Annotated in this window: 28 protein-coding genes; 15 read left to right on the top strand and 13 right to left on the bottom strand. The window is 68.7% G+C overall.

Annotation, left to right across the window (positions count from 1 at the left end; translation table 11 throughout):
• Positions 1 to 3 precede the first annotated feature (3 nt).
• From FHW84_RS20975 to FHW84_RS20955, 5 genes are all read right to left on the bottom strand, one after another.
• A complete protein-coding gene (locus FHW84_RS20975) occupies positions 4 to 1398 on the bottom strand; it encodes a replicative DNA helicase (protein ID WP_167258048.1) in 1395 nt (464 codons plus the stop codon).
• 256 nt (positions 1399 to 1654) lie between these two features.
• Complete coding sequence (rplI, locus tag FHW84_RS20970) at positions 1655 to 2104, bottom strand: 50S ribosomal protein L9 (RefSeq protein ID WP_167258046.1); 450 nt, start codon at positions 2102 to 2104, stop codon at positions 1655 to 1657.
• A gap of 160 nt (positions 2105 to 2264) precedes the next feature.
• Positions 2265 to 2495 carry a 30S ribosomal protein S18 gene (rpsR, locus tag FHW84_RS20965; RefSeq protein ID WP_131150740.1) on the bottom strand — a complete coding sequence of 77 codons (231 nt, stop codon included), beginning with the start codon at positions 2493 to 2495 and terminating at the stop codon, positions 2265 to 2267.
• A 14-nt stretch (positions 2496 to 2509) separates the two neighbouring features.
• On the bottom strand, positions 2510 to 2947 hold the full coding sequence (gene rpsF / locus FHW84_RS20960; RefSeq protein ID WP_167258044.1) for a 30S ribosomal protein S6: 438 nt from the start codon (positions 2945 to 2947) through the stop codon (positions 2510 to 2512).
• Between the two features lie 304 nt (positions 2948 to 3251).
• A complete protein-coding gene (locus FHW84_RS20955; RefSeq protein WP_167258042.1) occupies positions 3252 to 3578 on the bottom strand; it encodes an iron-sulfur cluster assembly accessory protein in 327 nt (108 codons plus the stop codon).
• A gap of 166 nt (positions 3579 to 3744) precedes the next feature.
• On the opposite strand from FHW84_RS20955, the gene asnS reads away from it, so the two are divergent.
• From asnS to FHW84_RS20920, 7 genes are all read left to right on the top strand, one after another.
• Positions 3745 to 5145 (top strand): asparagine--tRNA ligase, encoded by a 1401-nt coding sequence (gene asnS, locus FHW84_RS20950; protein ID WP_167258040.1) that lies wholly within the window; start codon positions 3745 to 3747, stop codon positions 5143 to 5145.
• Between the two features lie 8 nt (positions 5146 to 5153).
• Positions 5154 to 6026: a MalM family protein gene (locus FHW84_RS20945; RefSeq protein WP_167258038.1), complete on the top strand. Its 873-nt coding sequence runs from the start codon at positions 5154 to 5156 to the stop codon at positions 6024 to 6026.
• 42 nt (positions 6027 to 6068) lie between these two features.
• On the top strand, positions 6069 to 6383 hold the full coding sequence (locus FHW84_RS20940; RefSeq protein WP_167258036.1) for a hypothetical protein: 315 nt from the start codon (positions 6069 to 6071) through the stop codon (positions 6381 to 6383).
• An 82-nt stretch (positions 6384 to 6465) separates the two neighbouring features.
• Positions 6466 to 7257, top strand: a complete 792-nt coding sequence (locus FHW84_RS20935) for an SDR family oxidoreductase (protein WP_167258034.1) — start codon at positions 6466 to 6468, stop codon at positions 7255 to 7257.
• A gap of 150 nt (positions 7258 to 7407) precedes the next feature.
• Positions 7408 to 8859, top strand: a complete 1452-nt coding sequence (locus FHW84_RS20930; protein ID WP_167258032.1) for an aldehyde dehydrogenase — start codon at positions 7408 to 7410, stop codon at positions 8857 to 8859.
• Between the two features lie 12 nt (positions 8860 to 8871).
• A complete protein-coding gene (gene can, locus FHW84_RS20925; RefSeq protein ID WP_167258030.1) occupies positions 8872 to 9540 on the top strand; it encodes a carbonate dehydratase in 669 nt (222 codons plus the stop codon).
• Positions 9537 to 9965, top strand: coding sequence for a Rid family hydrolase (locus tag FHW84_RS20920; RefSeq protein ID WP_167258028.1), 429 nt, complete (start codon positions 9537 to 9539; stop codon positions 9963 to 9965). The genes can and FHW84_RS20920 overlap by 4 nt, the downstream gene beginning before the upstream one ends.
• Before the next feature lie 167 nt (positions 9966 to 10132).
• Here the strand turns inward: FHW84_RS20920 and FHW84_RS20915 are convergent, their stop codons facing one another.
• The 4 genes from FHW84_RS20915 to FHW84_RS20900 form a co-directional block, all read right to left on the bottom strand.
• Positions 10133 to 10345: a hypothetical protein gene (locus FHW84_RS20915; protein WP_167258026.1), complete on the bottom strand. Its 213-nt coding sequence runs from the start codon at positions 10343 to 10345 to the stop codon at positions 10133 to 10135.
• 191 nt (positions 10346 to 10536) lie between these two features.
• A complete protein-coding gene (gene hutG, locus FHW84_RS20910) occupies positions 10537 to 11316 on the bottom strand; it encodes an N-formylglutamate deformylase (protein ID WP_167258024.1) in 780 nt (259 codons plus the stop codon).
• A 107-nt stretch (positions 11317 to 11423) separates the two neighbouring features.
• On the bottom strand, positions 11424 to 12770 hold the full coding sequence (gene gorA, locus FHW84_RS20905; protein ID WP_167258022.1) for a glutathione-disulfide reductase: 1347 nt from the start codon (positions 12768 to 12770) through the stop codon (positions 11424 to 11426).
• Between the two features lie 80 nt (positions 12771 to 12850).
• Entirely contained in the window at positions 12851 to 14110 is a 1260-nt protein-coding gene (locus tag FHW84_RS20900) for an FAD-dependent oxidoreductase (protein WP_167258020.1), read from the bottom strand.
• Positions 14111 to 14169: 59 nt separating this feature from the next.
• Here FHW84_RS20900 and FHW84_RS20895 point away from each other — a divergent pair, with 59 nt between their 5' ends.
• From FHW84_RS20895 to FHW84_RS20875, 5 genes are all read left to right on the top strand, one after another.
• Positions 14170 to 15444 (top strand): hypothetical protein, encoded by a 1275-nt coding sequence (locus FHW84_RS20895; protein WP_243868227.1) that lies wholly within the window; start codon positions 14170 to 14172, stop codon positions 15442 to 15444.
• 75 nt (positions 15445 to 15519) lie between these two features.
• On the top strand, positions 15520 to 16893 hold the full coding sequence (locus tag FHW84_RS20890) for a hypothetical protein (RefSeq protein ID WP_243868226.1): 1374 nt from the start codon (positions 15520 to 15522) through the stop codon (positions 16891 to 16893).
• A gap of 101 nt (positions 16894 to 16994) precedes the next feature.
• Positions 16995 to 17558, top strand: coding sequence for a C40 family peptidase (locus tag FHW84_RS20885; RefSeq protein WP_167258018.1), 564 nt, complete (start codon positions 16995 to 16997; stop codon positions 17556 to 17558).
• Between the two features lie 177 nt (positions 17559 to 17735).
• Positions 17736 to 18200 (top strand): MarR family transcriptional regulator, encoded by a 465-nt coding sequence (locus FHW84_RS20880; RefSeq protein ID WP_167258016.1) that lies wholly within the window; start codon positions 17736 to 17738, stop codon positions 18198 to 18200.
• A gap of 52 nt (positions 18201 to 18252) precedes the next feature.
• Positions 18253 to 18693, top strand: a complete 441-nt coding sequence (locus tag FHW84_RS20875; RefSeq protein WP_167258014.1) for an organic hydroperoxide resistance protein — start codon at positions 18253 to 18255, stop codon at positions 18691 to 18693.
• A gap of 72 nt (positions 18694 to 18765) precedes the next feature.
• Here the strand turns inward: FHW84_RS20875 and FHW84_RS20870 are convergent, their stop codons facing one another.
• Together FHW84_RS20870 and FHW84_RS20865 are read right to left on the bottom strand one after the other, a co-directional pair.
• Positions 18766 to 19251, bottom strand: coding sequence for a peptidylprolyl isomerase (locus FHW84_RS20870; protein ID WP_167258012.1), 486 nt, complete (start codon positions 19249 to 19251; stop codon positions 18766 to 18768).
• Positions 19252 to 19343: 92 nt separating this feature from the next.
• Positions 19344 to 20570, bottom strand: coding sequence for an MFS transporter (locus FHW84_RS20865; RefSeq protein WP_167258010.1), 1227 nt, complete (start codon positions 20568 to 20570; stop codon positions 19344 to 19346).
• A gap of 156 nt (positions 20571 to 20726) precedes the next feature.
• Here FHW84_RS20865 and FHW84_RS20860 point away from each other — a divergent pair, with 156 nt between their 5' ends.
• Both FHW84_RS20860 and FHW84_RS20855 read left to right on the top strand, forming a co-directional pair.
• Positions 20727 to 21395, top strand: coding sequence for a class I SAM-dependent methyltransferase (locus FHW84_RS20860; RefSeq protein WP_167258008.1), 669 nt, complete (start codon positions 20727 to 20729; stop codon positions 21393 to 21395).
• A gap of 104 nt (positions 21396 to 21499) precedes the next feature.
• Positions 21500 to 22828, top strand: a complete 1329-nt coding sequence (locus tag FHW84_RS20855; protein WP_167258006.1) for a DEAD/DEAH box helicase — start codon at positions 21500 to 21502, stop codon at positions 22826 to 22828.
• Positions 22829 to 22934: 106 nt separating this feature from the next.
• Here FHW84_RS20855 and FHW84_RS20850 read toward each other — a convergent pair whose 3' ends face one another.
• Complete coding sequence (locus FHW84_RS20850) at positions 22935 to 23480, bottom strand: GNAT family N-acetyltransferase (protein WP_167258004.1); 546 nt, start codon at positions 23478 to 23480, stop codon at positions 22935 to 22937.
• Entirely contained in the window at positions 23477 to 24322 is an 846-nt protein-coding gene (gene fghA, locus FHW84_RS20845) for an S-formylglutathione hydrolase (RefSeq protein WP_167258002.1), read from the bottom strand. Before fghA ends, FHW84_RS20850 begins: the two co-directional genes overlap by 4 nt.
• A gap of 367 nt (positions 24323 to 24689) precedes the next feature.
• Here fghA and FHW84_RS20840 point away from each other — a divergent pair, with 367 nt between their 5' ends.
• Positions 24690 to 26576, top strand: coding sequence for a DEAD/DEAH box helicase (locus FHW84_RS20840; protein ID WP_167258000.1), 1887 nt, complete (start codon positions 24690 to 24692; stop codon positions 26574 to 26576).
• The last annotated feature ends 97 nt before the right edge of the window (positions 26577 to 26673 follow it).

Raw genomic sequence — 26673 nt, 5'->3', positions numbered from 1 at the left:
CGCTTACTCGAACGCCCCGACGAAGGAATCCGGCGCGTAGTTCATGAACTTGGTGTAGTGGCCCAGGAAGGTCAGCTTCACCGTGTCGGTGGGGCCGTTACGCTGCTTGCCGATGATGATCTCGGCCAGGCCCTTATCCGGCGATTCCTTGTTGTAGTAGTCGTCGCGGTAAATGAACATGATCACGTCCGCGTCCTGCTCGATAGCGCCGGATTCGCGCAGGTCCGACATCATCGGACGCTTGTCGGCGCGCTGTTCCAGCGAGCGGTTGAGCTGCGACAGCGCGATCACCGGACAGTTGAGCTCCTTGGCCAGGCCCTTCAGCGAGCGCGAGATCTCGGAGATCTCGGTGGCGCGGTTTTCCTTGTTGCCGGGCACCTGCATCAGCTGCAGGTAGTCGATCACGATCAGGCCCAGGCCGCCGTGTTCGCGGTGCAGGCGGCGCGAGCGCGAGCGCATTTCCACCGGCGAGAGGCCGGGCGTGTCGTCGATGAAGATCTTGGCTTCGGACAGCAGCGCGATCGCATTGGTGACGCGCGGCCAGTCCTCTTCGGCCAGGTCGCCGTTGCGCAGGTGCTGCGCATGGATGCGGCCGACCGAGGAAATCATGCGGAAGGCCAGCTGCGAGGCCGACATTTCCATCGAGAAGATCGCCACGGCCTTCTTGGCGCCCAGCGCGGCAGCCTCGGCGATGTTCACCGAGAACGCGGTCTTGCCCATCGAGGGGCGCGCCGCGACGATGATCAGGTCCGACGGCTGCAGGCCCGAGGTGAGTTCGTCCAGGTCGGTGAAGCCGGTGGAAATGCCGGTGAGCTGCCCGCGGTTTTCGTAGCGCTCGGACAGGATGCGGAAGGCGTCCTTCACCGCCTCGCGCATCGACACGGTGTCCTTCTTGCCGCGTGCGCCGGACTCGGCGATCTTGAACACGCGCTGCTCGGCGCTTTCCAGCACCTCCTGCACGCTGCGGCCTTCGGGCTGGTAGCCGTCCTCGGTGGTTTCGGTGCCGGCGTCGATCAGCTGCCGCAGGATCGACTTCTCGCGCACGATGTCGGCATAGGCGCCGATATTGGCCGCGCTCGGCGTGGCATTGGCCAGTTCCACCAGATACGTGGCGCCGCCGACCAGCTCGGCCAGGCCGTTGGCCTCGAACCAGTCGCCCAGGGTCACTGCGTCGCAGGGCATGCCCTTGTTGGCCAGCTCGGTGATGGCGCGCCAGATCAGGCGGTGGTCCTTGCGGTAGAAATCGCGCTCGCCGAGGCGGTCGGCCACCTTGTCCAGCGAATCGGGCGACAGCATCAGGCCGCCCAGCACGGCCTGCTCGGCGTCGATGGAATGCGGCGGCACGCGCAGCGCCTCGATGGCGGAGTTGCCGTGCTTGCGATCGGGGGCAAAGGACATCGAGTCTCCTCGCGAGTTGCCGGGCGAGTCCGACCAACGCGGATCGTCGCCATCAGAGGATACGCGGCGTTTTCTCATGCGACGAGACCATAACTCTGTGGATAACTTGTGGGAAAGCTGGGAATAGAGAATGGGGAATAGGAAATCGGACCACCAAGGCGACGCAGCCTCGATGACCTATTCCCCATTCCCTATTCCCGCCCCAAGAAAAAGGGCGCCGCAAGGCGCCCTTGTTCTTGGGGCTCAGGGGACCGGCTTACTTCTCGCCGATCACCGTCACCTTGACGGTCGACTGCACGTCGGCGTGCAGCGCGACGACCACTTCGAACTCACCGGTGGTGCGGATCGGGCCTTCGCCCTGGATCACTTCGTTCTTGTGGACGTCGTGGCCGGCGGCCTGCAGGGCGTCGGCGATCTCGCGCGGACCGACCGAGCCGTACAGCTTGCCTTCCGGGCTGGCGTTGACGGTGATGGTCACCGCCACGTCGGCCAGCTTGGCCTGGCGCGCGGTGGCGTCGGACAGCTGCTTGTTGGCCTTCGCTTCGTACTCGGCGCGGCGCTTCTCGAAGCTTTCGAGGTTGGCGGCGGTGGCCGGCGCGGCCTTGCCCTGCGGCAGCAGGTAGTTACGGCCGTAGCCCGGCTTCACCTTGACCTTGTCGCCCAGGTTGCCGAGGCCGCGGACTTTCTCGAGGAGGATCAGATCCATGGTTTATTCCTTTTCGTTAGCGCCGGAGAGTGGCCCGGCGCAGCCGTGGACGGGTGTCCGAAATGTCTGGGAATAGGGAATGGAGAGTCGGGAATCGGAGAGCGGCGCCGCGAACCGGCGAACCTGTTCTCTATTCCCTACTCCCTATTCTCCGCCACGCTCAGACGTCGTGGTTGTCGGTGTACGGCAGCAGCGCCAGGAAGCGCGCGCGCTTGACCGCGGTGGCCAGCTGGCGCTGGTAGCGCGCCTTGGTGCCGGTGATGCGGCTCGGCACGATCTTGCCGTTCTCGGTGATGTACTGGCGCAGCGTGTTGAGATCCTTGTAGTCGATCTCCTTCACGTTTTCGGCCGTGAAGCGGCAGAACTTGCGGCGGCGGAAGAACTTGGACATGGCTGTGCTCCTGATCAGTCGTCGCTGTCGCGATCGTTGTCGTTGCGGCTGCTGCGACGGTCGTCGCTGCCTTCACCGTCGCTGTCGTCGTCGCGGCGGCGCGAGGACTTGGCGTCATCCTTTTCCTTGGACTTCAGGATGAAGGACGGCTCGGTGTCGGCGGCGTCGCGCTTGATCACCAGGTGGCGCAGCACGGCGTCGTTGAAGCGGAAGCCCGACTCCAGCTCGTTCAGCGCGTTCTGGCCGACTTCGATGTTGAGCATGACGTAGTGAGCCTTGGCCAGGTTCACGATCGGGTAGGCCAGCTGGCGGCGGCCCCAGTCTTCCAGGCGGTGGATCTTGCCGCCGTCGGTCTCGATCAGCGCCTTGTAGCGCTCGATCATGGCCGGGACCTGCTCGCTCTGGTCAGGGTGGACCAGGAACACAACTTCGTAATGACGGAGAGTCGTCATTGGTAGGTAACTCCTTGCGGATGCGGCCCTTTCGGGGCCTGGCAGCCTCCCGCCGGATGCGGTGAGGCAAGGGCCTGCCCGGACCTTTTTCGCCTGGGCAGAAGCGGAATTGTAAACAACTGCGGGGATTTACCGCAAGCAGGGCGACTGGAGTGCATGAAAGCCCCCAGATGAGAGCCTTCCTCCCGCCGGGAAAAGGTGGCGGCAGCCAGATGTGGGTACGGGCGGAGCGGTGCACATCACTCTTGCGCTCCGCCCGTACCCTCACCCCAACCCCTCTCCCAGAGGGAGAGGGGCTCTAAATTCAGGAGACGGTGAAACTCTCGCCGCAGCCGCACTCGCCGGTGGCGTTGGGGTTGTGGAACACGAAGGCCGCGTTGAGGCCCTGGCGCTGGAAGTCGATCACGGTGCCGTCCACCAGGGGCAGGCTCCTGGCGTCGACGATCAGGCGCACGCCGTCCACGTCCAGCGCCTGGTCCTCGGCGGCGACGCTGGCGGCCAGGTCCACCACGTAGGCGAAGCCCGAGCAGCCGGTGCGCTTGACGCCGAAGCGGATGCCGGCGGCGCCCGGCGTGGTGGCCAGAAAGTGGCGCATGCGTTCGCTGGCGGCGGGGGTGATGCTGATGCTCATGGCGGGAACTGATGGCACGAAATGGGGATCGGAACGTCGCGGTCCGGACGAAGCCTACATTATGATGCAGGTTTGCCCCTGGCGCTGCGATGCGGCGGGGCATCCAGGCCCGGTCCTACAACGATTACATGTGCCAGATGCGGCACCCCAGCAGGAGTTTCAATCCATGACGGTGGTCAGTGTCAAACAGGCCCTCTCCGGCAAGCTCGAGGCCGGCAGCAAGGTGACGGTCCGGGGCTGGGTGCGTACCCGGCGCGATTCCAAGGCCGGCCTGTCCTTCGTCAATATCACCGACGGCTCCTGCTTCGCCCCGATCCAGGCCGTGGTGCCGGCCACCCTGGCCAACTACGAAACCGAGGTGAAGCACCTCACCGCCGGCGCCGGCCTGATCGCCAGCGGCACCCTGGTGCCCTCGCAGGGCCAGGGCCAGAGCTTCGAGCTGCAGGCGGACCGGATCGAGGTCACCGGCTTCGTCGACGACCCCGAAACCTATCCGATCCAGCCCAAGCAGCACTCCATGGAGTTCCTGCGCGAGGTCGCCCACCTGCGTCCGCGCACCAACCTGTTCGGCGCGGTCACCCGCGTGCGCCACACGATGATGACGGCGATCCACCGCCACCTCACCGAGCAGGGCTTCTTCTGGATCAACACGCCGATCATCACCACCTCCGATGCCGAAGGCGCCGGCGACATGTTCCGCCTGTCCACCCTGGACCTGGCCAACCTGCCGCGCACGCCGGACGGCAAGATCGATTTCCGCAAGGACTTCTTCGGGCGCGAGGCCTTCCTCACCGTGTCCGGCCAGCTCAACGTCGAGGCGTACGCGCTGGCGATGAGCAAGGTCTACACCTTCGGGCCCACCTTCCGCGCCGAGAACTCCAACACGCCGCGCCACCTGGCCGAGTTCTGGATGGTCGAGCCGGAGATCGCCTTCGCCGACCTCGCCGCCGACGCCGACTGCGCCGAGGCCTTCCTCAAGGCCATCTTCAAGGCCGTGCTGGACGAGCGCGCGGACGACATGGCGTTCTTCGCCGAGCGCGTGCTGCCGGAAGCGGTCACGCGCCTGGAGAACTTCATCGCCCAGCCGTTCGAGCGCATCGACTACACCGACGCGGTGGAGATCCTGAAGAACTGCGGCCAGAAGTTCGAATTCCCGGTGGCCTGGGGCATCGACCTGCAGACCGAGCACGAGCGCTACCTCGCCGAGAAGCACGTCGGCCGCCCGGTGGTGGTGATGAACTACCCCGAGCAGATCAAGGCCTTCTACATGCGCCTCAACGACGACGAGAAAACCGTCGCCGCAATGGACGTGCTGGCCCCCGGCATCGGCGAGATCATCGGCGGCAGCCAGCGCGAGGAACGCCTGGACTACCTCGACCGCCGCATGGCCAAGTTCGGTCTCGATGCCGCCACCTACGGCTGGTACCGCGACCTGCGCCGCTACGGCAGCGTGCCGCATGCGGGCTTCGGGCTGGGCTTCGAGCGCCTGCTGGTTTACGTTTGCGGTCTTGCCAACATCCGCGACGCCATCCCCTACCCGCGCGCCGCGGGCACCGCCGAGTTCTGATCTCGAAGATGCGCTCCAGCCGACTGCTTCTCGCTCCGTTGCTTGCCCTGGGCCTGCTGGCCCTCGGCGCCTGCCACCAGGTCAAGAAGCTGGTGCCGCCGAACTTCCGGCCGCCGGAAGACAGCAGCACCGCGCTTGAGCAGGCCAAGGCCACGCTGCAGCAGGCCACGCCCTGCTGCAGCAGCTATGCCGACTTCTCGTTCCAGACCCTGCTGCCGTGGGAACCCAAGCGCTTCGAGCTGGGCCCGGGCAGCCTGGTCGCCAGCATCAACGGCGAGCGCAGCTACTTCATCAGCTTCCGCCTGCCGCCGGACAGCAAGCTGCCGTACCGCATCGCGATCAAGTCCGAATTGAACGGCCGCTGGCTGCGCGCCAGCTATCTGTTCGGCCCCACCGTCACCCTGCTCGATGAAGCCTTCCAGCCAATCAGCAGTGAAGACGTCACGCTGTGCGAGCACATGGGCTGGACCAGCGAGACCACCGGCGCGTTCGGCAGCGTCAAGGTCACCAGCAAGCAGGCGCGTTACCTGGTGCTGTACAGCTCGGCCAAGCAGCAGGCCGGAAGCACGTATTGGGAGCAGTCGCCGGCGGCGTTCTCCGCCGAGGCGCCGGTGAAGATGGCCGCCGCGGGCAGCTTCACCATTCCGCATGGGCCGGACGGCTCGGTGTGGGTCGGCCTGATGAACAGCACGTTCGCCGATGCGGTGGACAGCGCCATCTGCGGCAAGGCGGCGAAGGGCGACGGCGTGCTCAACACGCTGCGCACCGCGCTGCCGGTGCCGCTGTGGCCAGGCGCGGATGCCGCAGCCAAGCCCGGCACGATCAATACGCCGGCGGCCGACACCCCGGCCAAGTCCGACGACACCGCCAAGCCGCACTGATCGTCCGCGCCGACGCTTACGCATCCCCCCGGAATCACCCGCATGCTCACGCTCTATCTCTCGCTTCTGCTCGCCGGCGTGGTGTTCTTCCTGCTGCATTTCTTCGCGCAGCTGCGCATCGCCAAGAGGCTGCGCGATCACCATCCATCGCAGTGGAAGATCATCGCCGAGACGGAAACCGGCCGCGCCGGCCTGTTCGGCATCTGGATGCGCCTGCAGCTCGCGCTGCGTTCGCCGATCCTGCCCGCGCTGGAAGATGCCACCGTCACCCGCTGGCGACGGGTGTGGCGCTACGCTTCGTGGGGCGCATGGCTATGCTGGTTCGCCGCGCTGGCCCTGCAGTGGATGGCGCGCTGATTCGCCGATCGCCATCCGATCACCGCTGGCAACCGGGCCGGCCATAGGCCGATAACAGGGCCGATAACAGGAGAGCGTCGTCATGCAGCTGGATCTGAGCGGGCGCCACGCCCTGGTGTGCGGAGCCTCGCAAGGCATCGGCCGCGCCGCCGCCGTCGAACTGGCCGCCCTCGGCGCCAATGTCACCCTGCTGGCGCGTTCCGCCGAAGCGCTCAAGGCGCTGGCCGCCGAACTTCCGCGCACGCATGCCGCGCAACTGCACCGCTGGCAGGCGGCCGACATGCTCGATACCGCCAAGCTGCTTACCGCCGCCACCGACACCGTCGCGGCGGAACCCGTGCAGATCCTGATCAACAACACCGGCGGCCCGCCGGGTGGCACGGCATACACCGCCGAAGGCGCGGCGTTCGAGGCGGCGTTCCGCCAGCACCTGCTGGCCGGCCAGGCGCTGGTGCAGTCGGTGCTGCCGGGCATGCGCGACAGCGGCTACGGCCGCATCGTCAACGTGATTTCCACCTCGGTGAAAGAACCGATCCCGGGCCTGGGCGTGTCCAACACCATCCGCGCCGCCGTCGCCGCCTGGGCCAAGACCCTGGCCGGCGAACTGGCCGCCGACGGCATCACCGTCAACAACGTGCTGCCGGGCTATACCCGCACCGCGCGCCTGGACGGCCTGCTGGATACGCAGGTCGCCAGCAGCGGCCGCAGCCGCGAGGAACTGGAGCGCGGCATGCTGGCCACGGTGCCGGCGCGCCGCTTCGGCGAGCCGGAGGAAATCGCCTCGGTCATCGCCTTCCTGTGCACGCCCGCGGCGGCTTACGTCAACGGCGTGAGCATCGCGGTCGACGGCGGCCGCACGCGCGCGTTGGCCTGAAGAGCAGGGAACGGGGAATAGGGAACGGGGAAATGAAGGGCCCGGTTCTCGCATTGCTCGCACGTTCCCCGTTCCCCGTTCCCCGCTCCACCCCAAGCCATACCCCAGCGTCCGGTGCATTGAGGAGCCTCAAGGATTAAGCTTCCCAGGATGCCCAGCCTGCGCCTCGCCAACCTGATCGACGGTCGCCTGCAGGCGCCGCGCCAGGATCGCTGGCTCGATGTGTTCGAGCCGGCCAGCGGCGAGGTTTTCGCGCATTGCCCCGATTCCAGCGCCGACGATGTCGATGCCGCGGTTGCCGCCGCGCACGCCGCCGCACCCGCCTGGGCTGCCACGCCGAGCGAACAGCGCGCCCGCCTGCTGCAACGCCTGGCGGATCTGGTCGAAGCACGCCTGGACGCATTCGCCGCGCTGGAATCGCGCGACAGCGGCAAGCCGCTGAGCCTGGCGCGCAGCCTCGACATCCCGCGCGCGGTCAGCAACCTGCGCTACTTCGCCGCGGCGATCGTGCCGTGGAGCAGCGAGTCGCACGCGATGGAGCTGGGCGCGATCAACTACACGCTGCGCCAGCCGCTCGGCGTGGTGGGCTGCATCAGCCCGTGGAACCTGCCGCTGTACCTGTTCACCTGGAAGATCGCGCCCGCGCTGGCCGCCGGCAATGCGGTGGTGGCCAAGCCGTCGGAGATCACGCCCTGCACCGCCGCCCTGCTCGGCGAGCTGAGCATCGAGGCCGGCTTTCCGCCGGGCGTGCTGAACATCGTGCAGGGCCGCGGCCCCAGCGTGGGGCAGGCGCTGGTCGAGCATGCGCAGGTGAAGGCGATTTCCTTCACCGGCAGCACGCGCACCGGCGCGCAGATCGCCGCCGCGGCCGCGCCGCGCTTCAAGAAGCTGTCGCTGGAACTGGGTGGCAAGAATCCGGCGATCGTGTTCGCCGATGCGGACTTGAGCGAGGCCAACCTCGACACCATCGTGCGCTCCGGTTTCGCCAACCAGGGCGAGATCTGCCTGTGCGGTTCGCGCCTGCTGGTGCAGCGTTCGATCTACGACGATTTCCGCGCACGCTATCTGGCCAAGGTGCGCGCGCTGCGCGTCGGCGATCCGCGCGACGCATCCAGCGATCTCGGCGCGCTGGTCTCGCGCGAGCATTTCGAGAAAGTCATGGGCTGCATCGAGCAGGCCCGCGCGGAGGGCGGCCAGGTGCTGTGCGGCGGCGAGTCGCTCGCCCTGCCCGGCCCGCTCGCCGGCGGCTGGTACGTGGCGCCCACGGTCGTCGAAGGCCTGGCGCCGGAAGCGGCCACCAACCAGCACGAGATCTTCGGCCCCGTGGTCAGCCTGATCCCGTTCGACGACGAAGACGAGGCGCTGGCGATCGCCAACGGCACCGGCTACGGCCTGGCCGCCTCGCTGTGGACCGCCGACCTCTCGCGCGCGCACCGCTTCGGTGCGCGGCTGGACGTCGGCATCGTCTGGATCAACTGCTGGCTGCTGCGCGACCTGCGCACGCCATTCGGCGGCACCCGGCAATCCGGGGTCGGCCGCGAAGGCGGCGTCGAGGCGCTGCGTTTCTTTACCGAACCCAAGAACATCTGCATCCGCTACTGAAGAGGCCTCGCCTTGAACAGCCCCCTGCAAGACCTGCTCGACAGCAACCGCCGCTGGTCCGCCGCCGTACGCGGCGAGGACCCGCACTTCTTCGAACGCCTCGCCCAGCAGCAGGCGCCGAAGTATCTGTGGATCGGCTGCTCCGATTCGCGCGTGCCGGCCACGCAGATCGTCGACCTGCCGCCGGGCGACATCTTCGTGCAGCGCAACGTCGCCAACGTGGTGTCGCATACCGACCTCAACTGCCTGAGCACGATCCAGTTCGCGGTGGACGTGCTGAAGGTCGAACACATCCTGGTGGTCGGCCACTACGGCTGCGGCGGCGTGCAGGCGGTGCTGGACGATCGCCGCCTGGGCCTGGTCGACAACTGGCTGCGCCACGTGGCCGACGTCGCGCAGAAGCACACCGGCATGCTCGCCTCGCTGGACCTGATGCAGCTGCGCAATACGCGCCTGTGCGAACTCAACGCGATCGAGCAGGTGGTCAACGTCTGCCACACCACCATGGTGATGGACGCGTGGGAGCGCGGGCAGAAGCTGTCCGTGCACGCCTGGTGCTACAGCCTGTTCGACGGGCACATCAACGACCTCGGTCTACACGTGAGTTCGCGCGAGCAGTTGTATCCGGCCTACCAGGATGCGCTGCGGCGCCTGACCACCGGCCCGGCCCTGCCGCGATGAACGACGGCGTCGTCCGCACCGACCGCGCGCCCGCCCCGGTGGGCGCGTATCCGCACGCGCGGCGCGTGGGCAACCTGCTGTTTCTCTCCGGCGTGGGTCCGCGCATGCCGGGCAGCAACGGCATTCCCGGCAATGTCACCGATGCCGACGGACGCCTGCTCAGCTACGACATCGAGGCGCAGTGCCGGCAGGTGTTCGCCAACGTGCGCCACGTGCTGGAAGCCAGCGGCGCGCGCTGGGAAGACCTGGTCGACGTCACCGTCTTCCTCACCGACATGGCGCGCGACTTTCCGATCTACAACCGCCTCTACGCGGAATACTTCGCCGACGTCGACGCCTGCCGCACCACGGTGGGCATCACCGACCTGCCGACGCCGATCGCGATCGAGCTGAAGTGCATCGCGGCGTTGTCGGCGGATAGCTGACAGCAGGCGAGGCGCCACATCCTCGTCATTCCGGCGCAGGCCGGAATCCAGTAGCGAGGCGCTCCGCTGAAGATGCGGGCGTTGGAAGGCCTTGCGCTTGAGTCGTTCGCGACCACCGGGCAATAACGCCACTGGATTCCGGCCTGCGCCGGAATGACGAGCAACGCTCAGGGCGTGGTGGTGGTGGCCGGCATGGCGCTCTTCTTGGAGCTCTTGGAGCCCTTCGCGGCCTTGTGGCCCTTGCTCTTGGAATGCTTGGCGTGATGCGTCGCCGACTTGGTCGTGCCCGTCTGCGGCGCGGCCGCGCCATCCTGGGCGAACGCCGATCCGGTAAGAGCCATACCCGCGATCAGCAGAGAAACGATGGCCAGTTTGCGCATGGGGAAAACCTCGAAAGCTTTTTAAGTCGCCGCGGGCCCGGCCGGAACCCGGCGTCGCGGGTGGCGCGGCGGGTTTACCTTGGCACGTTCCGCGCTGCGCTGGAACCGGAAAATCAGCGCGCGCCGTGCATGCAAACACCGCGCGCTTATTGACTTTCCGCTGGCGCGTTACCGGTCGAAATTCCTTGCGCTTACGCCACGCACAGACGCAGCAGCGAGAGGATCAGCGGCTGCAGCCGCGCGGCCTTCGCCTCGTCGTAGGCGAAGCTTTCCTCGTCCATGTAATTGAGCTGGGCCAGCTCCAGCTGCACGGTCTGCACGCCCTGCTCCGGCCGCGCGTAGTGCCGCGTGATGTAGCCACCCTTGAAGCGGCCGTTGACCACGCAGGCGTAGTCGGACTGCGCCTTCAGGCAGGCCGCCAGCTGCGCCTGCAGCGCGGGCATGCAGCTGGCGCCGTCGGCGGTGCCGAGATTGAGGTCGGGCAGCCGGCCTTCGAACAGCATCGGTACGCGGCTGCGGATCGAATGGCCTTCCCACACCACCACGCGGCCGTGCGCCGCCAGCAGCCGCGCAATTTCCTGCGCGAGCGCCTGGTGATACGGACGCCAATAATCGTTTACCCGCTGTTGAACTTCCGCCGCATCGGGCTCCTGTCCGTCCAGATACAGCGGCTCGCCGTCGAAGCCGATGGTGGAGACCAGGCCCGTCTCGCGCTGCCCCGGATACAGCGCATGCCCGTCGGCCGGGCGGTTGAGGTCGACCACATAGCGCGACGCATGCGGACGGATCACGCTCGCCCCGAGCAGTTCGGCCAGCGGCTGGTACAGGCGGCCGACGTGCCAGTCGGTGTCCGGCGCGCGGCGCGCATGCGGATGCAGGCGCGCCGCGATCGGCTCGGGAATGAAGCTGCCGTCGTGCGGCAGGCTGATCAGCAGCGGAGCGCTGCCTCGATGCAGGGTGTAGGTATCCATCGGCGCAGTGTACCGGCGGCACGGCCGTAGGTTGGAGTGAGCGCAGCGAACTCCAACAGACCGCGCATGGGGAATGCCACGTCGGGGTTCGCTGCGCTCGCCCCAACCTACGACATCAGCACCAGCTCTTCGCCGGAGCTGGGATGGATCGCCACCGTGGCGTCGAGGTCGCGCTTGCACGCGCCCATCTTCACCGCCACCGCGAAGCCCTGCAGCATCTCGTCCGCGCCCGGCCCCAGCACGTGCACGCCGGCCACGCGCTCGTCCGCGCCGACGCAGACCAGTTTCATCAGGGTCTGCCCGTGCAAGCCGGCCAGCGACCACTGCATCGGTGTGAAGCGGCTGCGGTAGACGCGCACGCTGTCGCCGAACTTCGCGCGCGCCTGCGCCTCGGTCAGGCCCACCGCGCCCAGCGGCGGCTCGGAGAACACCACGCTGGGCACGTCGTCGTAGTCGAGCTTCGCCTCGTTCATGCCGCCGAACCAGCGGTCGGCCAGGCGCCGCGCCGCGGCCACCGCCACCGGCGTGAGCGCGAGGCGGCCGGTGACGTCGCCGAGCGCGGCGATGCCGGGCACGTTGGTGTTCTGCCAGGGGTCGGTGAGCACGTGGCCGAGGCCGTCGCAGCGCACGCCGGCGGCGTCGAGATCGAGCCGCTCGGTATTCGGCACGCGGCCCAGCGCCCACAGCACGGCGTCGTAAGGACCGCGCTCGCCGCAGCTGGCGTCGTCCAGCACGATCGCGTCGCCGTCGCGGCGCGCACCGGCGATGCGCGCGCCATCGGCGAAGGTGATGCCCTGGGTGCGCATGTGCTCTTCCAGCGAAGCGACCACCTCGCCGTCGAAGCTGCGCAGCATGCGATCGCGCACGTGCAAGGTCACCTCGCTGCCCAGCGCGCGCAGCAGGCCGGCGAATTCCACCGCGATATAGCCGCCGCCGACGACAGCCATGCGCCGCGGCAGTTCGCGCAGCGCGAACATGTCGTCGGACACCAGCCCCAGCTCGAAGCCCGGCAGCGGCGGGCGCTGCGCGCGCGCGCCGGTGGCGATCACGATCTGCGGCGCGCGCAGCTCGGCGCCGCTGTCGGTGGCGATGGTGTCCGGCGCCACGAAGCGCCCGGCTTCACGCAGCCAGTGCACGCCGGCGGCGGCGAGGCGCTCTTCGTAGCGCAGCTTGATGCCGTCGATATAAGCCAGCCGCCGCTGCCGGAAATGTTCCCAGTCGAACCGGCCCGGCCCGCCTTCGAAACCGTAGGGGCCCGCCAGTTGCATCGCGTGCGCGAGCTGGGCGGCGAACCACAGGGATTTTTTCGGCACGCAGCCGACATTGACGCAGGTGCCGCCCAGCGCGCCGGGATCCAGCAGCGCCACGCGCGCGCCGTGCCGCGCCGAGCGGAAGGCCATGGCCAGTCCGCCGGAGCCGGCGCCGAGCACGATCAGGTCGTAGGTGTCGGCCATGCGTCGAGGTTCCTCGCCATAAAGCTGCGGTACGAAACGGGGCAAGCTAACGGCCGCTGCTGTAAGTCCACGTCAAGGACTCACAGGCCGAAGCGTGCCGGGGCATACGGCGCCGGATCGATCGCCGGCGCGCCGCGCCCGGCCAGCGCGGCGACCAGTTCGCCGGTGGCCGCCGACATGCTCACGCCGAGCATGCCGTGCGCGGTGGCCAGCAACAGGTTCGACCAGCGCGTGCTCGGGCCGATCAGCGGCACTTCGTCCATGCTCATCGGCCGCCAGCCCCACCATTCTTCCACCACCTCCGGGCCTTCCGGCTCGCGCAGCGCGGCGGCCGCGCCGCGGCGCAGCGCATCCAGGCGCGTGCGGTTCAGGCCTTCGGCATAGCCGGAGAATTCCATGGTGCTGCCCAGGCGATAGCCGCTGCCCCAGGTGGTGACGCACACCGCCGCCTCGCGCAGCACCAGCGCATGGCGCGGCGCCCGTTCCGGACGGGTGTAGGTGATCGAATAGCCCTTGCCCGGCTGCATCGGCAGGCGCAGGTCCAGCAGCTTGCCCAGCAGCGGCGACCAGGCGCCCAGCGCCATCACCACCTGCTCGCCATGGAACACGCCGCGGGTGGTGCGCACGTGCGAGATGCGGCCGCCCTGCAGGCCGAACTGGTCGATGCGCGCGCCGCTCTCGATCACGCCGCCGAGCTCGCGCACGCGGCGCGCCAGTTCCGCCGCGTAGCGGTTGGGCCGCAGCTGCGCATCGCCCGGGTGGAACAGGCCGCCCGCCACGCCGGGCAGCAGGGCCGGTTCCAGGGCTTCCACCGCGTCGCCGCGCAGGCGTTCCACTTCGATGCCGAGGCGGTCCAGCACCTGGGCGTGATGGCGCTCGTCGGCCTCCATCTGCGCGCGGCCGCGGTAGACATAGAGCTCGCCGCCGGGCACGAATTCGCAGTCCAGCGCCTCGTCGCGCACCAGCGCTTCGAGCAGCCCGCGCGAGCGCTGCAGGATCGCCGAACGGGCCCGCGTGGCGCGTTCGAAATCGCGCCAGTTGCAGCGCCGCGCGAAGCCCAGCAGCCAGCGCAGCCGCTCCGGGTCGGGCCGGGGGTTGAGATAGAGCGGCGCGTCGGCGCGGAACATCGAGCGCAGCGCCACCCCGACCATGCCCGGCATCGCCAGCGGCGCCGCGTGGCTGGGCGTGATGGTGCCGCAGTTGCCGTGCGAACTGCCGCAGCCGGGCGTCCCCTGCTCCAGCACGCGGACCGAGGCGCCGGCCCGCAACAGGTAATAGGCACTGGCGAGGCCGATCACGCCGCCGCCGAGGATCAGAACATCACTGCGCGAAGCATCCATACGGGCTATTGTAGCGGCGCGAGGCTGCTCCCCCGCCGGCCTCGTATCCGGGGGTAGGCATGGACATGCAGCTGGGCGTGGCGCGCCGGTACCTGCGGCTGGGCCTCGCCATGGGATTGGGCTTATGCAGTGCCGGCTTCGCCGCGGCCGCCGGCCACCCGGCGCAGGCGCGCGACCTGTACGCCGAGCTGCAGCCACTGAAGTCCGACCTGCAGCGCTACCAGCACCTGGCCGACGCCATCCCGCGCCTGGAACACGACGACCGCATCATGCCGCTGCAGCTGCTGGCCGCGGTCGAGGACGAGCTGGGGCTGTACGACGAAGCGATCCGCGACTTCCCGTTCGACAACCGCGTGAGCTACGAAGGCGAGCTGCCGCAGCCGGAGCAATGGCGCGCGGACGATGCCGCCGAGGTCATCGCGAAGCTCGCCGCGGACCGGCGCATCGTGATGATCAACGAGGCCCACCACGACGGCCACACCCGCGCGCTCACCCTGGCCCTGCTGCCGCGCCTGCGCGCCGCGGGCTTCACTCATTTCGCCGCCGAGGCGCTGCACGACGGCGATCCCGAGCTGGCCAGGCGCGGTTACCCGATTCCCGCCAGCGGCAGCCAGTACCTGCACGAACCGCTGTACGGCGAGATCGTGCGGCAGGCGCTGAAGCTGGGCTTCGTGGTGGTGTCCTACGAGTCGGACGCCAACACCGCGGGCGAACGCGAAAGCGGCCAGGCGCGCCAGCTGTATCGCAAGGTATTCGCGGCCGACCCCAAGGCCAGGCTGTTCATCCATGCCGGCTACGCGCATATCGACAAGGCGCCCGGCAATCTCGGCGCCGGCGTGCAGCCGATGGCGATGCAGCTGAAGCAGCTGACCGGCTTCGATCCGCTCAGCATCGACCAGACCCGCTGGCGCGATATCGGCGTGAAGCTGGACAACGATCCGTATCGCCAGCTGCTCGCGCTCTACAAACCCGAGCGCGCGGTGGTGCTGGTGCGCCGCGACGACGGCAGCGCCTGGAGCGCCGACCGCACGCGCCACGACGTCGACGTGATCCTGCCGCCGCCCGGCCACCAGCGCCGGCCGCGCTGGCTCACCCTGGACGGCAAGCGCAGTTCGCGCCTGATCACCACCGACCTGTGCGCGGGGCATATCCCCTGCGTGGTGGAAGCGCGCCATGCGGAAGAGAACGACGACGCGATCCCCGCCGACCGTTTCGCCTTCCTCGCCGCGGACGGGATGAGTTCGCTTTATCTGTATCCGGGCAAGTACGTGCTGCGCGCCGCGGATGCGCAGGGCCGCACGCTGGCGGAGCGCAGGCTGGAGGTCGCTCCCTGACAGGGTTTGTTGCAGTGCTTTTGCATTTTTCGTTTCGGTGCAACTAGCTTTCACGCATCAAGGGGGAACGGATTCATGCCATCGAGTCACCGGGTTTCGCGCATGGCCGCGGCTATCTGCTGTGCGTTCGGACTGCTGTACGGCGGCGCGGCGCGCGCCAGCGACATCGACCCTTCCACGCTCGCCTTGCTGCGCGAGCTCAAGCCGCTCACCGACGACCTGGCGCGCTACCGCTATCTGCTGGTGGCCATGCACAAGCTGCCGCTGAACCAGCGCCTGGTGGCCAAGCAGCTGCTGGCCACCACCGAAAGCGAGCTGGGCCTGTACAGCCAGGCGCTGCGCGATTTCCCCATCGACAGCCGCAAGGTCTACAGCGATCCGCTGCCCGCGATCGGCGACTGGCAGGCGGTGGATGCCGCCACGGCGGTCACCCGCCTCGCCACGGGGCGCCGGCTGGTGCTGATCAACGAGGCGCACCACGACCCGCACACGCGCGAGCTCACCCTGGCCCTGCTGCCGCGCCTGAAGGCCGCCGGCTTCACCCACTTCGCAGTGGAGGCGCTGGGCGACGACGACACCGGACTGGCCAGGCGCGGCTATCCGCTGACGAACAGCGGCAGCGAATACCTGCACGAGCCGCTGTACGGCGAGCTGGTACGCCGCGCGCTGCAACTGGGCTTCGTGGTGGTGCCGTACGAATCGGACAACTCCTCCACCGCCGGGCGCGAAACCGGCCAGGCCAAGAACCTCTACAAGCGCGTGCTCGCCGACCATCCGCAGGCGCGCCTGTTCGTGCATGCCGGCTACGCGCATATCGACAAGGCCAAGGGCCGGCTGGGCTGGGCCGCGCCGATGGCGGCCGAGCTGGCGCGCTTGAGCGGCATCGAGCCGCTGTCGATCGACCAGACGCAGTTCCGCGAAGCCAATCCGCGCGTGCCGCATGCGGCTTATGACCAGCTGGTGGCGGCCTTCCATCCCACCGTGCCGATCGTGCTGGAGCGCAAGCCCGAAGCCGGCGCGACCGGCGCGGCGGCCTGGAGTTCGGATCCGACGCTGCACGACGTGTCGGTGATCCTGCCGCCCGACGGCAACGCCCCGAAGGACGCCAAGGCCGTGCCCGGCTGGTACACGCTGGACGGTGCGCTGATTCCCGCCAAGCCCCCGGGTGAAGACGAGAAGCGCCCCGACTGGCTGGGGCTGGGCGGGCAGCGGCTGCCGCTGGCCGTCGACGGCGGCCTGTGCAAGGAGAAATTCCCCTGCCTGGTGGAGGCGTTCTACGCGAAAGAATCCGACACGGCCGTGGCCGCGGACCGCTTCGCATTCCTGGACGCCGACGCGCAGAGCGCGCTCTACCTGTTCCCCGGCGACTACCGGGTGCGCGTACGCGATGCGGACGGCAAGGTGCTGGAGGAGCGGGCCGTCACCGTCGCCAGAACGCCGGTGAAGTGAGCGGCGATCTCAATCGCTGTCGAGCCTCAGATCAATCCTCAAGACTTCCATCCAACTTATTGATTTGCTAGCCTCGCGCCGTCGCTCGCCAGGGAATTCCGATGCGCCAGGCCAACGCCGCCCCGACCACCTGCCCGCCGCTCGCGCTGCGGCATGCGGCGCTGGCCATGGTGCTGCTGGCGCTGGCCGCCTGCTCCAGCGCGCCGCGCCGGCCGCAGCTCACCTATAAGCAATCGCGCTCCGCGCTGGCCAATCTGCCGGCGCGCGCGCCGGACGGCGCCGCGGGCACGGCCAACGACGTGCTGTTCCGCGCCATCGCCCTGGTCGGCACGCCGTACCGCTGGGGCGGCAATACGCCGGACGGCGGCTTCGACTGCAGCGGCCTGGTCGACTACATCTATCGCCAGGCGGCCGGCCTGCAGCTGCCGCGCACCTCGCGCGAGATGTCGGCCATGAGCGGCCACCGGGTCGGCACCATGACCGACCTGATGAGCGGCGACCTGGTGTTCTTCGGCAGCGGCAGCGGCATCAGCCACGTCGGCGTCTACGTCGGCAAGGGGCGCTTCGTGCATGCGCCCAACAGCGGCGGCACGGTGCGGCTGGACGATATCGACGGTCCGTACTGGAAGGACCATTTCGCCTTCGGCAAACGGCTGCTGGATTGAAGCGGGGAACGGGGAACGGGGAATTTATGGGGTGATACGAGGCTGAAGGCCGCGCTCTCCCTCATGCTCCTCGTCCTCGCTCCCCGTTCCCCGCTCCCCGCTCCCCCGTCCCGACTATCGCTCCAATTGAAAAATTCAATTGTACACAATTGAATTTTGCGCCTAAGGTTCGTCCCCATGAAGACCGCCAAGCCCTCCACCAGCCCGGACATCCTGCTGCTCGACCAGCAGCTCTGCTTCGCGCTCTACGCCGCCTCGCGCGCCGTGACCGCGGCGTACCGCCCGCTGCTGGAGTCGCTGGACCTCACCTATCCGCAGTACCTGACCATGCTGGTGCTGTGGGAGCAGGACGGCGTGACGGTGCGCGAACTGGGCCGCCGCCTGCAGCTGGACTCCGGCACGCTCACCCCGCTGCTCAAGCGCCTGCAGCAGGCCGGCCTGGTCTCGCGCGAGCGCCGCAGCAGCGACGAGCGCGAAGTGGAAATCCGCCTGACCCCGGCCGGCCGCGAGCTGCGCGCGTCGGCCGAATCGATCCCCGCCTGTCTGGCGGCCCGGCTCTGCATGGGTCCCGACGACATGCGCCGCCTGCGCGACGAGTTGCGGGAACTCGCCGCGCGGGTACTGAGCCCCACCGACGCCTGACCTTACCCATCACCCCACCCCGCACCACATCACACCCACCGAGGAAACGATCATGAGCAACGGCACTGTCAGCAAGATCCTTTACACCGCCACCGCCACCGCCCACGGCGGCCGCGAAGGCCACATCAAGAGCAGCGATGGCGTGCTCGATTTCGACCTGAAGGTGCCGAAGGAACTCGGCGGCCCGGGCGGCCACGGCAGCAATCCGGAACAGCTGTTCGCCGCCGGCTATGCGGCCTGCTTCGAAGGCGCGGTGCGCTACGTGGCGCGCGAGCAGAAGGTGGCGCTGAAGGATGCCTCGGTCACCGCCCAGGTCGGCATCGGCCCGCGCGAGCCGACCGGCTTCGGCATCGCCGTGAAGCTGGAAGTGAGCCTGCCGGGCATCGACCGCGAGGTGGCGCAGAAGCTGATCGATACCGCGCACAGCGACATCTGCCCCTACTCGCACGCCACCCGCGGCAATGTGGACGTGCAGATCACCCTGGCGGCCTGATCGCTCCACCGCCAGGCGAAAAAAAAACGGCGCCCCAGGGCGCCGTTTTTCATGCCGTCGCGAACGCAGCGCTCAGTGCGCCTCGGCGCCCGGCGGATGCGCGTGGCCGTGCTGGATTTCTTCCTCGCTGCCATCGCGCACTTCGTTGACGGTGACGTCGAAGTGCAGCGTCTTGCCGGCCATCGGATGGTTGAGGTCCACGTCGACCGCGCTCATGCCCACCTTGTGCACCACCACCACGCGGTGGCCGCCCTGCTTCAGCGCCAGCACGGTGGTGTCGCCGGCCTTCAGCTTCTGGCCGTTCTGGAAGTACTTCTTGGGCACGCGCTGGATCTGGCCTTCCTGGCGCACGCCGTAGCCTTCCTCCGGCGCCACTTCCACCTGCAGCTGGGCGCCGGCCTCGTGGCCGTCGAGCGCCTTCTCCAGGCCGGGGATCAGCTGGCCATGGCCCAGCAGCACCCACAGCGGCTCGTTGCGATCGAGCGAGCTTTCCACTTTCTCGCCGTCCACCGTCAAGGTGTAGTGGAGCGAGATGACCTTGTCCTTGCCAGCCTTCATTGCCTGTCTCGTGATGTGCGAAAGGCGTGCATTCTAGCAGAGGCCTTGAGCCCCTCTCCCTTCGGGTCGCCGGAGGGAGAAGGGTCCGCTAGCTAGCGCTCTCCGAACCCCACGCCATGCTTTTCCGGCCCCAGCCACACCAGCAAAGCCAGGATCAGCGCAATCCCGGCGATCCATGCGCCCATGGCGAAGGCCAGGTCGCCGCCGCGCCACTCGGCGATCAGGTTCTGCGCATTGGCCGTATAAGCCGCCAGCAGATTGCCCAGCTGGTAAGCCACCCCGGGCAGGGTGCCGCGCACGGCGTCGGGCGACAGCTCGTTCAGATGGGTCGGCACCACGCCCCAGGCGCCCTGCACCATCACCTGGATCAGGAAGGCGCCGACCGACAGCCACAGCATCGAGCCGCCGTACATCCATAGCGGAATCACCGGAATGGCCAGCAATGCCGCGGTCATCATGGTGCGCCGCCGCCCGTAGCGTTCCGACAGGCCGCCGAAGAACAGGCCGCCGAACATGGCGCCGAGATTGAGCATGGCCACCAGCAGGAAGGCCGCGCCGGAGCCGGTCGGCAGGTGCAGCACCTCTTCCTCGAAGGTGTGGTACAGGTCCTGCGAGCCATGGCTGAACATGTTGAACGCGGCCATCAGCAGGGCGAGGTAGAAGGCCAGCTTCCAGTGGCCGCGCATCTGCTCGAACAGGCCGCGCCTGGCGCGCTCCTCGCGTCCCGCTTCCCACACCGGCGATTCCGGCACGCTGGCGCGGATGTACACCACCAGCAGCGCCGGCGCGGCGCCGACGATGAACAGTCCGCGCCAGCCGATGTGATCCACCAGCAGCCAGTTCACCAGCGCGCCGAGAAAGAAACCGCACGGATACCCGCTCTGCAGCAGCCCCGAGACCAGCCCGCGCGTACGCGCCGGAATGCTCTCCATCGCCAGCGACGCGCCCAGGCCCCATTCGCCGCCCATCGCCACGCCGAACAGAAAGCGCAGCACGAGGAACACGGTGAGCGTAGGCGCGAACGCGGTGGCCAGTTCGAACAGCGAGAACAGCACCACGTCGATCATCAGCACCGGCCGCCGTCCGTAGCGGTCGGCCAGCCGTCCGAACAGGAAGGCGCCAAGCGGCCGCGCCGCCAGGGTGAGGAACAGGCCGTACAGCACCTGCGCCTTGTCGGCGTGGAATTCCTTGGAGACCGCCACGATCACGAAGGTCAGCAGGAAGTAGTCGAACGCATCCAGCGTCCAGCCCAGGAAACTCGCCAGCACGGTGTGGCGCTGCGTGGAATTCAGTTCGCGCAAGGGCTCGAACAGGCGCATGGAAGCTCCATCGATGGCGGCGAGTGGCGCCACAAGACACCAATGCGCTCCCCGGTGCAAGACCGCTCCCGCCCGGTACGGAACATTCACGCCATGCCAATGGAATCGCTGCAGGGCGGAGGCTAGTCTGCGGGACCCGGAATTTTTTGCGGACCGATGGCTTCCCTCTCGCACCGAGACATCGCCGCCTGCTACGACAGCCGTTTCCAGCGCGGCTACGTGCGCGGCAAGCTCGCTTCCGATCCGGTCTATGCGGCCACCGCGCAGGCCATCGGCGGCAGTGCCCTGCCCCTGCTCGACATCGGCTGCGGCATCGGCCTGCTCGGCCTGTACCTGCATGCGCGCGGCATGCTGCCGCGCTACCTGGGCCTGGACCGCGACGAGCGCAAGATCGCCGAAGGCCGCGCCGCGGTACGCCGCGCGGGGCTGCAGAACGCGATCGAGCTGCGGACCTCGGACGCCGCTGCGCTGCCCGAACTGCGCGGCCACGTGGCGCTGCTGGACATGCTGCATTACCTGCCGCGCGAGGCGCAGGCCGCGCTGCTGCAGGCGGCGATCGGCCGGCTCGCTCTCGGCGGCGCGCTGGTCATCCGCAGCGTGCTGCGCGACCGCAGCTGGCGGTTCCACGCCACGCGGGCCGAGGAACTATGGTTGCGCGTAAGCGGGCTGATCCGCGGTGGTGCCCAGCACTATCCCTCCTCAGAGGAGCTGCGCCAGCCGCTGGAAGCCGCCGGGCTGGCGGTTTCCGTGAGTCCCCTGTTCGGCTACACCCCGTTCAACAGCTACCTGCTGGTGGCCCGCCGGCCCGGTCAGGCAGCGGCGTAACAATTCGGTTATACTCGGCGGCGCGGCAACCGCCGCCCTCCCCTACTGAACACTGCAACGCGGTTCGCAAGACGCTCCGGGTTGCGCCTCTGGAGCATCCATACATGTCTTTCGAATCGCTGGGCCTCGCGCCCGCGTTGCTGCGTGCGCTTGCCGAACAAGGCTACGCCAACCCCACCCCCATCCAGGCCGGCGCCATTCCGGTGGTGCTGGAAGGCCACGACCTGCTCGCCGCCGCGCAGACCGGCACCGGCAAGACCGCCGCGTTCGCGCTGCCGCTGCTGCACAAGCTGTCCTCGGCCCGCCCGGCCACCACGCGCCGTCCGCATGCGCTGGTGCTCACCCCCACCCGCGAGCTGGCCGCCCAGGTCAACGACAACCTGCGCGACTACGGCCGCCACCTGCGGGTGAGCAGCACCACCATCTTCGGCGGCGTCAGCATGGGCCCGCAGATGCAGGCGCTGCGCCGCGGCGTCGACGTGGTGATCGCCACGCCGGGCCGCCTGATCGACCACATGCAGCAGCGCAGCGTCGACCTGTCCGGCATCGACACGCTGATCCTGGACGAAGCCGACCGCATGCTCGACATGGGCTTCCTGCCGGCGCTCAAGCGCATCCTCGCGGCGCTGCCCAAGCAGCGCCAGACCCTGCTGTTCTCGGCCACCTTCGCGCCGCCGATCAAGGCGCTGGCGATGCAGTTCATGCACGAGCCGCGCGAGGTGTCGGTGACGCCGCCCAATACCGTGGCCACCACGGTAAGCCACCACGTGCATCCGGTGGACGCCGCGCGCAAGCGCGAACTGCTGCTGCACGTGCTGGCCCAGGACAGCCGCCGCCAGACCCTGGTGTTCAGCCGCACCAAGCACGGCGCCGACAAGCTGGTGCGCTACCTGGAAGCCGCCGGCCTGCGCGCCGCCGCCATCCACGGCAACAAGAGCCAGAACGCGCGCACCCGCGCGCTCAGCGATTTCAAGACCGGCCGCATCACCGTGCTGGTGGCCACCGATATCGCCGCGCGCGGCATCGACATCGACCAGCTGCCGATCGTGATCAACTTCGACCTGCCGATGGTGGCCGAGGACTACGTGCACCGCATCGGCCGCACCGGCCGCGCGGGCGCCGACGGCCTGGCCGTGTCGCTGGTGAGCCACGACGAATCCGGCCTGCTGCGCGACATCCGCCGCCTGCTCAAGCAGGAAATCGCCATCACCGACGTGGCCGGCTTCGAACCCTCGCAGCCGCTGCGCCTGGATGCCGGCGCGCCGCGCCCGGTGCAGGGCCAGCGCCAGCCGCAGGGCCAGCGCCAGCAGCGTCCGTCGCGGCCGGCGCCGTCGCATCGTCCGCACGGACATGCGCAGCAGGGCAGCGCCGAGCGCGCCAGCGACGGCAACCACAAGCGCCGCCGCCGCCGTCGTCCCGCCGCAAAGGCCTGAGCAACGCGAAAGCACGGCGTAGGTTGGGGTGAGCCGCAGGCGAACCCCAACACGACCGCGCTCCTGCGTTTCGCGCTGTCGGGGTTCGCCTGCGGCTCACCCCAACCTACCCTCTGGGATGGATCAGCGAAGTGAGCACGTGGTCCTCCCACTCGCCACCGATGCACAGATAGCGCTTCGCATAACCCTCGCGCTCGAAGCCCAGCCGCTCCAGCAGGCGCCCGCTGCGTTCGTTGCGCGGCATGTAGTTCGCCATCACGCGATGCAACCCCAGCGGACCGAACGCCCAGGCCAGCCCGCTCTCCAGCGCTTCGCGCATCAGGCCCTGCCCCTGCCAGCGCTGCGCCACGGCGTAGCCGAGATGGCAGGCCTGGAACACGCCGCGCACCAGGTTGGCGAGATTGAACGTGCCGATCACTTCGCGCTCGTCGTGGCCGAGCACCAGGAAGGCGTAGCCGCGGTCGAGCCGGATCGCTTCGCGCCAGTCCGCGATGGTCTGCGCGCTATGGCCCAGCGTGTAGTAGCGCTCCTCGCGCAGCGGTTCCCACGGCGCCAGGTGCACGCGGTTCTCCATGCGGAAACGCCACAGCGCGGCCGCATCCGCTTCGCTGGCGTGGCGGATGCGCGTGCGCGGCGTCAGCAGGATGGTCATGCCTCCAGCGCCCGCGCGTGGTGGCGCAGGTGGTCCTCGATCAGGCTGGCGATGAACCAGTAACTGTGGTCGTAGCCGGCGTGGCGGCGCAGCTGCAGCGCCTGGCCGGATTCGGCGCAGGCCTGGTCGAACAGTTCCGGGCGCAATTGCTCGGCCAGGAATTTATCCGCCTCGCCCTGGTCGATCAGGATCTCGCCGCCGAACGTGCGCTCGCGCACCAGCTCGCAGGCGTCGTACGCCGCCCACGCGGCGGGGTCTGCGCCGAGATAGCGCGGCAGCGCCTTGCGCCCCCACGGCACCTGGGTGGGCGCGACGATCGGCGCGAACGCCGACACCGAGCGATAGCGCTCGGGATGCTTCAGCGCGATGGTCAGCGCGCCATGCCCGCCCATCGAATGGCCGCAGATGCCGCTGCGTTCCAGCTCCACCGGAAAGTGCCGCGCCAGCAGCGCGGGCAGTTCGTCCGCCACATAGCTGTGCATGCGGAAGCGCGAGCACCACGGCGCCTGCGTGGCATCCACGTAGAAGCCTGCGCCTTCGCCGAACTCCCAGTCGCCGGTGGCGCCTTCGATGCCGGTATCGCGCGGGCTGGTATCCGGCATCACCAGCACCAGGCCCAGCTCCGCCGCGACGCGCTGCGCGCCGGCCTTGATGGTGGCGGTCTCCTCGGTGCAGGTCAGGCCGGCCAGGAAGTACAGCACCGGGCAGGCGCGCGAGGCGGCCTGCGGCGGCTGGTATACCGCGAAGCGCATCGGGCCGCCGCAGCTTGCCGACGAATGGCGGTAGAAGCCCTGTATGCCGTTGAAGCTGCGGTGTTCGGTAACGGTTTCGATCTCGGACATACGTCTTCCTTCATCCATCGCGTCGCGGCCACGCATGATAAGCAGAAGCCGCTCTCCCACCGGCCTGATCAGAGTCGAATCTCAGCCGGGCGTCCAAGGCTCGTCATTCCGGCGCAGGCTGCAATGACGGGAAAAAACGGTACGGCGGAGTGCGGCGCCCCGCTCCGCCCGCACCCTCATCCGCCTGCCGGCACCTTCTCCCAATGGGAGAAGGGTTAGCCCCTGGGGCCTGAGGGCGGGGATTTCGGCGCCAAATCTGCACGGAATGGGCTTTTTGACCCTACATCCCGCAGCTCAGGCCAGCCAGGCTGCTACAATGCCTGCATTCTCACGCACGCGCGCCGCGCCTGCCCTGTCGAGGTTCCCCATGTCCTCCCCGTCCTCCGAATCCCAGCCGGCGGCCGCCGGCTTCGCTGCGCTCGCGCTCAAGCCGGAAGTGCTCAAGGCGCTGTCCGACGTCGGCTACGAGTCGCCGTCGCCGATCCAGGCCGCCACCATTCCGCCGCTGCTGGAAGGCCGCGACGTGCTGGGCCAGGCGCAGACCGGCACCGGCAAGACCGCCGCGTTCGCGCTGCCGATCCTGTCGCGCATCGAACTCAAGCCCGGCAAGCCGCAGGCATTGGTGCTGGCGCCCACGCGCGAGCTGGCCATCCAGGTGGCCGAAGCGTTCCAGCGCTATGCCGCGCACATGCCCGGCCTGCAGGTGCTGCCGATCTACGGCGGCCAGAGCTACGGCCCGCAGCTGCACGCGCTCAAGCGCGGCGTGCAGGTCGTGGTGGGCACGCCCGGCCGCGTCATCGACCATCTGGAACGCGGCACGCTGGACCTCTCCGAGCTCAGCTACCTGGTGCTGGACGAAGCCGACGAAATGCTGCGCATGGGCTTCATCGACGACGTCGAGAAGGTGCTCGAAGCCACCCCGCCGGAGCGCCGCGTGGCGCTGTTCTCGGCCACCATGCCGCCGCCGATCCGCAAGATCGCGCAGCGCCACCTGAAGGACCCGGTCGAGGTCACCATCAAGGCGGCCACCACCACCAATACCAATATCCGCCAGCGCTACTGGTTCGTCAGCGGCCTGCACAAGCTGGACGCGATGACGCGCATCCTCGAGGCCGAGCCGTTCGACGCGATGATCATCTTCGCGCGCACCAAGCAGGCCACCGAGGAACTGGCCGAGAAGCTGCAGGCGCGCGGTTTCGCCGCCGCCGCCATCAACGGCGACATCGCCCAGGCGCAGCGCGAGCGCGTGATCCAGCAGCTGAAGGAAGGCAAGCTCGACGTGCTCGTCGCCACCGACGTGGCCGCGCGCGGCCTGGACGTGGAGCGCATCAGCCACGTGCTGAACTACGACATCCCGTACGACACCGAAAGCTACGTGCACCGCGTCGGCCGCACCGGCCGCGCCGGGCGCAGCGGCGAGGCGATCCTGTTCGTCACGCCGCGCGAGAAGGGCATGCTGCGCGCGATCGAGCGCGCCACGCGCCAGCCGATCGAGGAAATGCGCCTGCCCACCGTCGAGGCGGTGAACGACGTGCGCATCGCCAAGTTCAAGCAGCGCATCAGCGACACGCTGGCGGTGGGCGAGCTGGGCATGTTCCAGCAGCTGATCGAGCAGTACGAGCAGGAGCACAACATCCCCGCGATCGAGATCGCCGCCGCGCTGGCGCGCATCGCCCAGGGCGACCAGCCGCTGCTGCTCAGCCCGCCGCCGAAGCGCGAGCAGGCGCCGCGCGAACATGGCTTTCGAGAGCAGGGCTTTCGCGAGCAGCGTGAACACCGCGAGGACCGCCACGGCGGCGAGCGCGAGCGCGCACCGCGCCAGCAGCGCGAACGCGACGGCGCGCCGCGCGAATTCGGCACGCGCCCCGTGCGCGCGCACCAGACCGAGCAGGGCAAGCGCACCTACCGCGTGGAAGTCGGCCACGAGCACGGCGTGAAGCCGGGCAACATCATCGGCGCCATCGCCAACGAGGCGGGCCTGGAAAGCCAGCACATCGGCCGCCTCAGCATCCGCAGCGAATACAGCCTGATCGACCTGCCCGACGGCATGCCCAAGGAAGTGTTCGAGCACCTGAAGAAGGTGTGGGTGGCGCAGCAGCAGCTGCGCATCCGCGAATGGGACGGCGACGACAGCGGCGCGGGCGAGGCCCCGCCGCGCCGTGCCGGCGGCGGTGGCGGCTATCGTCCGGGCGGCTTCAAGGGCGGCCCCGGCGGCAAGCGCCCGGGCGGCGGCAAGCCGTTCAAGAAGCGCTGACTCCGGGCGTTGCCCATCGTTTCACATGGGCAGCCTTGGTTGCCCATAGATTTAGCTCGAACAGCCTTGGCTGCCCATCGTTTCACTTGAGCAACGC

Source organism: Dyella sp. SG562, assembly GCF_011759495.1.
In the GTDB taxonomy this organism is placed as follows: Bacteria; Pseudomonadota; Gammaproteobacteria; order Xanthomonadales; family Rhodanobacteraceae; genus Dyella_D; species Dyella_D marensis.
The sequence above is the reverse complement of the archived record's forward strand: the minus strand, read 5'-3'. Positions and strand labels throughout refer to the sequence as shown.